This window comes from Fibrobacter sp. UBA7003, from assembly GCA_002449765.1.
Lineage (GTDB): Bacteria > Fibrobacterota > Fibrobacteria > Fibrobacterales > Fibrobacteraceae > Fibrobacter.
Genome location: DJXN01000009.1, coordinates 25110 through 32552 on the forward strand (window position 1 = coordinate 25110; position 7443 = coordinate 32552).

Below are 7443 nucleotides of genomic sequence, written 5' to 3' on the forward strand. Positions count from 1 at the left end.
TCATGTTTGCCCAAACATTCCCGCCAAAAATACATATATAAAGTGTAAAGAGATGTAAAAAAAAGATTAGCGTGACACATGTCAAATCAAAGTGTTCTCTAGGTGTTCCTGCGGGGTGAATTTTCCCATTTTTTTTACATTTTTTTGCTGAAAAAAGCTATTCTTTGCCCCGTGAGTTTTCATCCGTTTAGGCATTTTGTTACGATTACCAGGCACCGGCACGAGGTCATACGTCTGTGTTTCCAGGCAGGCATCGGTTTCCAGGGCTTGTTTCACGATCTGTCCAAATATAGCCCGACGGAATTCATTCCCGGTGCAAAATATTATACGGGTAACCAGTCGCCTAATAATGGCGAAAGGAATGACAAGGGCTACAGCCTCGCCTGGATGCATCACAAGGGTCGCAACAAGCACCATTTCGAGTTCTGGTACGACTACGAGATGGCGACCAAGAAGATTGTGCCGATGGACATGCCCGACCGCTACATCAAGGAAATGTTTTGCGACCGTGTGGCGGCTTCCAAGACCTACAACAGGGCTGCCTACACGCAGGAATCCCCGTTGCTCTACCTGACGCGCAGTTCCGCTCACGAGAAAATGACCAGAAAGACCTATCGCAAGTTGCTCTATCTGCTGCAGATGCTTGCGGAGAAGGGCGAAAGGGAGACTCTTCGGTTTATGCGCCGGACGCAGGTGCTTCCGGAAGCGGATGTTGCCGAGCCACTTGGAACGGAACCCGCGAAACTTTAAATCCTTGCAATTATCGCATTCAGGGCGAAGCCGCCATGGCTTGTGGCGATGCTCTTGGCCTCGGTGTTCTTGTCGGGGTCTAGCGCAGGGCATTCGCGCAGCAGGTTTGCGGTGCAGGTGTATCTTGAACCCGGCCGTGTGTCGTCCTTGGGGGCAAGGATGGCGACTGTAAGCGCTTTGTTGAACGGGGCCAGGTCGCGGGCGAGCTCGGCGAGTCGGCGGCCGATGTGCGTGTAGAGTCTGGGAGCGTCAAAGTCGAGCCGTTTGCCGTAAGGCGGGTTCAGCAAGATGATAGGTTGCGACGGGCCCGGAGCTGCATCGGCGATTTCTGCGGCTGTGTAGCTGAAAAAGTCGCGGATTTGTGGGTCGAGGACCGGTGCAGGGCCGCTCGGAGCGACAGTTGCGAGCGGGCTGCATTCCACATTGTGGCGGATGATTTCGACTGCCTTTTCGGAGATGTCGCTTGTGACGATATTGACGAGCTGGAAAAGCCTGCTCGCAGGTGGCGCTTGGCTTGTGATGAATTTCCACGTCGCTTCCTTGAATGCGGGCTGGTGCTTCAGGGCAAAATCGCGGCAGAGGCCCGGTATAAGGTCGTTTGCCTGGTAGGCGGCTTCGAGGCTGAACGTCCCGCTTCCGGCCATCGGGTCGATGAGCGTGATGGATAATGGATAATTGATGATGGATGATTGATGATGGATGATGTGGAGTGTGGAAATGGCTTCGAGAATCATTCCCGCGGCGATTGTCTCCTTGAGCGGGGCGTCGTTCACGAAGCGCTCGTGACCGCGTTTGTAAAGTTCTTCGCCCGCGAGGTCGAGCCATAGTGTGCAGCGGTCATCTACAAGTGAGACAAAGAGACTTTGCGGGGTGCTAGGAGCGGGGAGAATCTTGTCGAGTCGCTCTGCAACGGCATCGCTGTGGTACAGGCGCGAATGTTTGCAGGTGACGTGGATGTCGACGCGTGCCGGGCCCTTGTTGTCTAGGAAAAGCTCCCACGGAATTTCGTTGGCCTTCTTCTCGAGCTCGCGGAAGTTTTCTGCCTTGAAGTCGGCGATGTGCATCATGATGCGGTTTGCGACGCGCGTGTATGCGACGGCCTTCCAGGCTTCGGTAATCTTTGCGGTGAATTCGACCTTGCCGTCGCCAATGACTTGCGGGTGGTTAGAGGCCTGCGCGATGCCGGGGTCGCATATGGTTGTTTGAATCCCGAGGGTATTGAACTCCCGGACAAACGTCTGCTCGAACCCGAGCGGGACAACTGCCAAGAAGCGGTGAGGCTTTCCGATGACCTGCCGCTTGAGCCTTTTTTCGAATGCGCGATTCTCTTGATTTAGCTCTTCCACGTCGCTACACTCGAAAACTATCGTCTAAACTAGAACTGGAAGTAGATGAACGGGCAGCTATCCGCGCTCATGAACTGGTAAATCACGAAGATGATGATCGCTGTCGAAAGCACCATCAGAGGGATGGGCTGCGAAGCGAACGCGATGCGGTAGCGGCTCTTCCACTTCTTGGGAACCCAGTGGATGAGCATGCCCGCGATAAACACGAGGATGATGTTGATGTGCTGCCAGGCGATGGTGCCGATGGTGTCCCACCTCCAGGCGGTTCCCATCTGCTGCACCATGTTCTTCGCGGTGTTCCAGGCGACCTCGTTCGCTTCGGCGGGGTCGAGGTTCGAGCCTGCACGGAAGAAGAGTCGCGTGAAGGTGATGAACACGAAGGTGAGCGTCACGTTCCATGCCACATAGAGCCAATGGTACGTATTCTGGCTGAAGAGGCGGAAGATGAGTACGGAATAGATGCCGAAGAATAGAACGCCGAAGTAGACGGCGGTAATCGCGAAGATGGCGATGTGGTAGTTCTTGAAGATGATGGCGCTAGTCGCGAACAGGATGAATGCGGCGCTCGCGCGGAAGGTGATGCTGCGCTTGCACCAGATCTTGTTGAACACCTGGCCAAAGCCGTTGAGGCCGCCCCAGATGATGAAGTTCCAACTGGCTCCGTGCCACCATCCACCCACGATTTGCGTGGCCATGGCGTTCATGTTGGTGGTGATGAACTTGCGGGAATCGGGCTTGAAATACGCGTAAATGGAAATGTAGAGGAACAGCGCGATGAGGGCAACGGCTACCCACACGCTGCCCGAAAGCATGATGGCGACAAGGCTCAAGAAGCCCATCCAGAAGAATGTTCCGATGGATGCCCCACGGTTACCGCCCAGCGGGATGTACAGGTAGTCGCGCCACCAGCTCGAAAGGCTGATGTGCCAACGGCGCCAGAATTCGGTGGGGGAGAGCGCCTTGTAGGGGCTGTTGAAGTTCTGCGGCAGGCGAAAACCCATCAGGAGGGCAACGCCGATGGCAATGTCGGTATAGCCCGAGAAGTCGGCGTAGACCTGCAGGGAATAGGCGAAGAGCGCGATGAGGTTCTCGAGACCCGTATAGAGCAACGGCTGATCGAATACGCGGTCCACGAAGTTTGTCGCGAGGTAGTCGCTCAGGATAATCTTCTTGCCGAGACCGTTCAGGATCCAGAATACGGCGATACCGAAGGTGCGGCGCGGGAGAAAATACGGCTTGTAGAGCTGCGGAACGAACTTGTCGGCGCGCACGATGGGGCCTGCGACGAGCTGCGGGAAGAACGAGAGGTAGAAGCCGAAGTTGAGGATGTTCGTGACGGCCTTGATTTTACCGCGGTAGATGTCGATGCAGTAGCTCATCGCCTGGAACGTGAAGAACGAGATGCCCACGGGCAGAATGATGGTATCGACGAGCGAGTGCGTGCCGAACATCTTGTTGCTTGCGGCGGCAAAGAAGTTGTATACATGCAACTCGATGCCGGTAAAGTCGCGGAGTGCGTCGAGGAAGAAGTAGGAATACTTGTAGTAGCAGAGAACGAGCAGGTCGATGATGACGACGATAATCATCAGGAACTTCTTTTTCCAATGCGCCTGCGCCTTCTCAATCCACTTGCCGATAAAGAAGTTCGCGACCACGCAGAAGAGGAGAATGCAGACGTAGCTGCCGCTTGTCTTGTAGTAGAAGAAGAGGCTTGTCGCAAACAGGAATGCGTTGCGGAGCAAAAGCTTCCTGTGGACGAGCGAGAAGACGGCGAAAACGACCGCGAAGAAACCCCAGAAGTAGAACTGCGTAAAGAGTAGCGGGCTGTTCGGGTCGAAAGCAAACGTGCGTGTGAGATAGGGGATTATGTAATCGAGCATGTTGAATCGTTATTTCTTGGTAGAATCGGCCGGGGCTGCTGTAGTCGTGTCTGCTTGGACATTGGTTGTGTCTGGGGTAGCCTTCGAGGTGTCGGCTTGAGCCTGCGTCGAATCGGTAGCTGGGACCTCGGGGACGATGGGCTCCAGTGCGGGAAGTTCGGCGATATGCTGCTGGTAGGCATCGATGAAAGCCTTGTAGAACATGTCGCCGAGCAGGTGGTATCCTGCCATCGTAAAGTGAACTTTATCTTTTTTGGCGAGACTTGCCTTTTCCCATTTGGCCATGGAACCCAGGCCGCCCATCAGCGAAAATTTGTCCCAAACGCCAGCTTGGTATTTTTCGGCGAGCTGGAAGAATGCCTTGCGGGCCTGTTCGCCAACCGGATGTTGCACGTAACGGCGACGGCGCACCTTGCGGTACATGTCGTTGTTGGTTTCGAATATGAATGCGACGTCCGGGTTCACGCGCTTGATGCGTTCAATGAGCGTTTCGTAGTTGTTGCGGAATGCCTTTTCATCGAATTTTTCGACATTCGCGTCATTGATGCCAATCGCAAAAATGACAAGGTCGGGCTTTAGGAATGAGAGCTCCTTTTCGAAAAGAGGGCAGACGTTCTCGAAATAATGCGGCAGGCGGGCGCCGTTGATACCGACATTCGTGTAGATAATTCCCGGATAGTCGGATTCGGAGATGACGCCTGTCAACGTAAAACGCGGGCGCACCGCAGACATTGTTTTTGATAAAGTAATCAAAGAATCACATACGACAACCTGCATGGAATCGGCCTGCGTTTTCTTGGTCGAGTCGAGAATGTCCGCACAGGCGGCAAGCATGCTCTTCTGGGATTCTTCGCGTTCTAGACAGAGGGTGTCCATGATGTCGCAACCACCCTGGAACATGGAGTCTGCGGAGGCTTCGGCTGGTTCCTGGGCGACTTTTTTGTCGTTCTTGGCTGCGCTTGAATCGGTTGCCGTCGTATCGAGGTTCGCACGGAAAATGGAATCCTGAATAAGTGAATCGACGACGTATTGCGTGACGTTCGCTTGCATTGCCGAATCTGCCCAGCGGAAGGCGAAGTTCAATGTGTCGATAGGGCGGGGGCTCTTGAATACATAGCTCTGGGTGAGCGTGTCAAGTTCTCCGTAGATGTCTATCGAGTCGACCACGAGGACCGGAACGACGTTGTTGCTGTCACTGTAGCCGAAGAGGCGGAATTTAGTTTCTGCGTAAATCGGAGCCGAGTTGTACTTGTCGAGCAACAGCGTGAATTCGGCACGGGGATCCGAGGTGCTGACTGCAATTCCGAGAAGTCCGAGCGGCTTTTTTACTTCACGGAGCACGTTCTTGCTCATGTCCCAGATGCCCTTGTACTGCGAACCGTAGCTCGAGGGCGTGTTTGTACGTGCTGCGGAATATGGGAAAATGAATCCACGTCCGGCAGAAGAACCAGGATATTCCTTGACGAGCCTATCGCGAATGCGACCGGAAATGACATCGGCTTGCAGATGCGATCCGCCAATGTGCATAATCTTGACTTTACCCTTGTTTTCGAATACGAGCGAGTCCATTTTTTTGAAGAATGTCTCGAATGCATCCTTTCCCTTGGGAAATTGGATGTAGTTCAAGGTAGAGTCGATAAAGTCGTATTTCGTGTATTCGATGGCGTATTTAGCGGGTGTCGAAACTGGCGGTGCAGCAAGGAGCGCTGTTGCGAATGCTGCGATGAACAGAATAACCTGTTTCATTATTTGCCCTCCGCGGTCGATTCGACTTTTTCTTCGATCGAAGATGTGTCGGCTGGTTTTGCTGCAACGGCGGCTTCCTTTGCCTTGTCGAGGCTGTCTGCATAGCCTCGAATGTCCTTCAGCTTCGCATCGTCAATCTTGTGCTTGTCGCGGAACTTGAAGTAGTCGTAATGCATGCGCAGCGCGTTGCAGAAGAGTTCGCCCATGTAGGCAGCCCCCCTGCGGCTGAAATGGATGTAGTCGGCGCCGGCGAGCGGGGGCGACTGCTTGACCCAGCTTCTCATGGAGCCTTCTCCGCCCATCACGCGGTACATGTCCCAGTAGGCGGCGCCATTCTCGAGAGCGACTTCGCGGAGGGTCGCAATGGTGAGGGCCAATCCGGGGTAACTCTTGATTTTTCCGTCTATCTGCTTGGCCATGTCGGCGGGGCCGATAAAGACGATGTCTGCATCGGGATTCGCTTTTTGGATGGCTTGAATTTGACGGGCGATGAGCTTCTTCGTGTAGTCGACATTGTTCTTGTTGAGGCTCGGAACAAGGTTTCCGCCGTATTCCATGATGATGAGACGTGCGTTCATGACCTTGTACGATTCGGCAAGGAGCTGTTGGTCCATCCTGTGGAAGATTGTTCCCGAGCTACCGCGCATGGCAACGTTGTCCACGGCGACACCATAGGGACCATCTACGGAGATGGCGTAGATTTCGGCATTTCCGCCGAGGTAAATCTTCGCGTTCGATGTTGTGTCGGGGAGCTTCCAACTGAACACGCGGAGCTTTTCGTACTTATCGTCCGTGGGTGCCGGAGCGTCTACGAATTTCTTCTTGCGTTTTTCCTTGTCGGTTCCTTCGTTCTCGACGACGGTTGTTTCGTAGGCGAGGCGCACTTTGAGGCTGCCGCGCTTGCTTGCGAGCACCTTGATGTTGGAGTAGCCGCCGACGTGTGGGAAATCATCCTTCTTGTTTTCGCGCTTCTTGATGCCGATGACGGCGCTGCCTTCGAGTTTGCTGACCTGGGCGAGCGGGCCGTAGCGGTTGTGGTCGGCGCGGTCTTCTTCGGGACCAAAAAGCAGGAAGCGGGTAAGGTCTCCGTTGTTCCAGACGCTTGTCGATTGCGATGGAATGTTCAGCACGGCAGGGAGCATGCCCGGACCGCCACCGCCGAATTCTGTTTGCAGTGCTTCGCGGATGGTGGCTGAAATACGGTCTTCTTCTAGCTGAGAATCGCCGTAGTGCATGATGTGAACCACGTTCGAATCGATTTTCGCAAGCTCAAGATGCAGGAAGAACCGATCAAACCACGTGGGGTCGTCGCCGGGAACGTCGAAGCGGGTGCGCCCGTTCTTGAAAAAGTCCTCGTAGAATTTCAGCGAGTCGGAAAACTCGGCAAATTCCTTCGCCTGCGTGGCGGCCATCATTTCTTCGATTGCCTTCTGCGGGTCGTTTTCGACGGCAGCTTCCGGATGGTCCTTCTTTTCGGAAGGGTCCTGCTTTTCGAAGATGTCCGTAAGGGCAGGGAACCGGAATGTTGTGTCGGCGATGGTTATCCCGCTTGCCGGGTAGAGCCACGCCATGAGGCCTAGCACGACGAACAGGCTTAAAATGCTGAGGAATGTTTTGAAAGGCGTCATTTATGCTTTTTTCGGTTCAATGTTCATCTTGCTGCGTTCGACAATCGCGTCGGGACTGCCCACGAGCATTTCGCCCACGCGCATGTCCTTGTA

6 protein-coding genes are annotated in these 7443 nt (G+C 54.3%); 1 reads left to right on the forward strand and 5 read right to left on the reverse strand.

Annotated features, from left to right (window positions below; genetic code table 11):
* Positions 1-81 precede the first annotated feature (81 nt).
* Positions 82-276, reverse strand: coding sequence for a hypothetical protein (locus B2952_RS06530; RefSeq protein WP_290729702.1), 195 nt, complete (start codon positions 274-276; stop codon positions 82-84).
* Here B2952_RS06530 and B2952_RS06535 point away from each other — a divergent pair.
* Positions 205-750, forward strand: a complete 546-nt coding sequence (locus tag B2952_RS06535) for a DUF5662 family protein (RefSeq protein ID WP_290734827.1) — start codon at positions 205-207, stop codon at positions 748-750. The two genes, B2952_RS06530 and B2952_RS06535, sit on opposite strands and share 72 nt — an antisense overlap.
* Here the strand turns inward: B2952_RS06535 and B2952_RS06540 are convergent.
* Genes B2952_RS06540 through B2952_RS06555 form a run of 4 tightly spaced genes read right to left on the reverse strand, consistent with a single transcriptional unit; the run spans position 747 to position 7350 of the window.
* A complete protein-coding gene (locus B2952_RS06540; protein ID WP_290734819.1) occupies positions 747-2096 on the reverse strand; it encodes a THUMP domain-containing class I SAM-dependent RNA methyltransferase in 1350 nt (449 codons plus the stop codon). The genes B2952_RS06535 and B2952_RS06540 overlap by 4 nt on opposite strands.
* Before the next feature lie 29 nt (positions 2097-2125).
* Entirely contained in the window at positions 2126-3976 is a 1851-nt protein-coding gene (locus tag B2952_RS06545) for an MBOAT family O-acyltransferase (protein ID WP_290734818.1), read from the reverse strand.
* Between the two features lie 9 nt (positions 3977-3985).
* The gene (locus B2952_RS06550; protein ID WP_290734817.1) at positions 3986-5722 is read right to left on the reverse strand and encodes a GDSL-type esterase/lipase family protein; all 1737 of its coding nucleotides are present in this window, start codon (positions 5720-5722) and stop codon (positions 3986-3988) included.
* The gene (locus B2952_RS06555) at positions 5722-7350 is read right to left on the reverse strand and encodes a hypothetical protein (protein WP_290729673.1); all 1629 of its coding nucleotides are present in this window, start codon (positions 7348-7350) and stop codon (positions 5722-5724) included. The genes B2952_RS06550 and B2952_RS06555 overlap by 1 nt, the downstream gene beginning before the upstream one ends.
* Between the last annotated feature and the right edge of the window lie 93 nt (positions 7351-7443).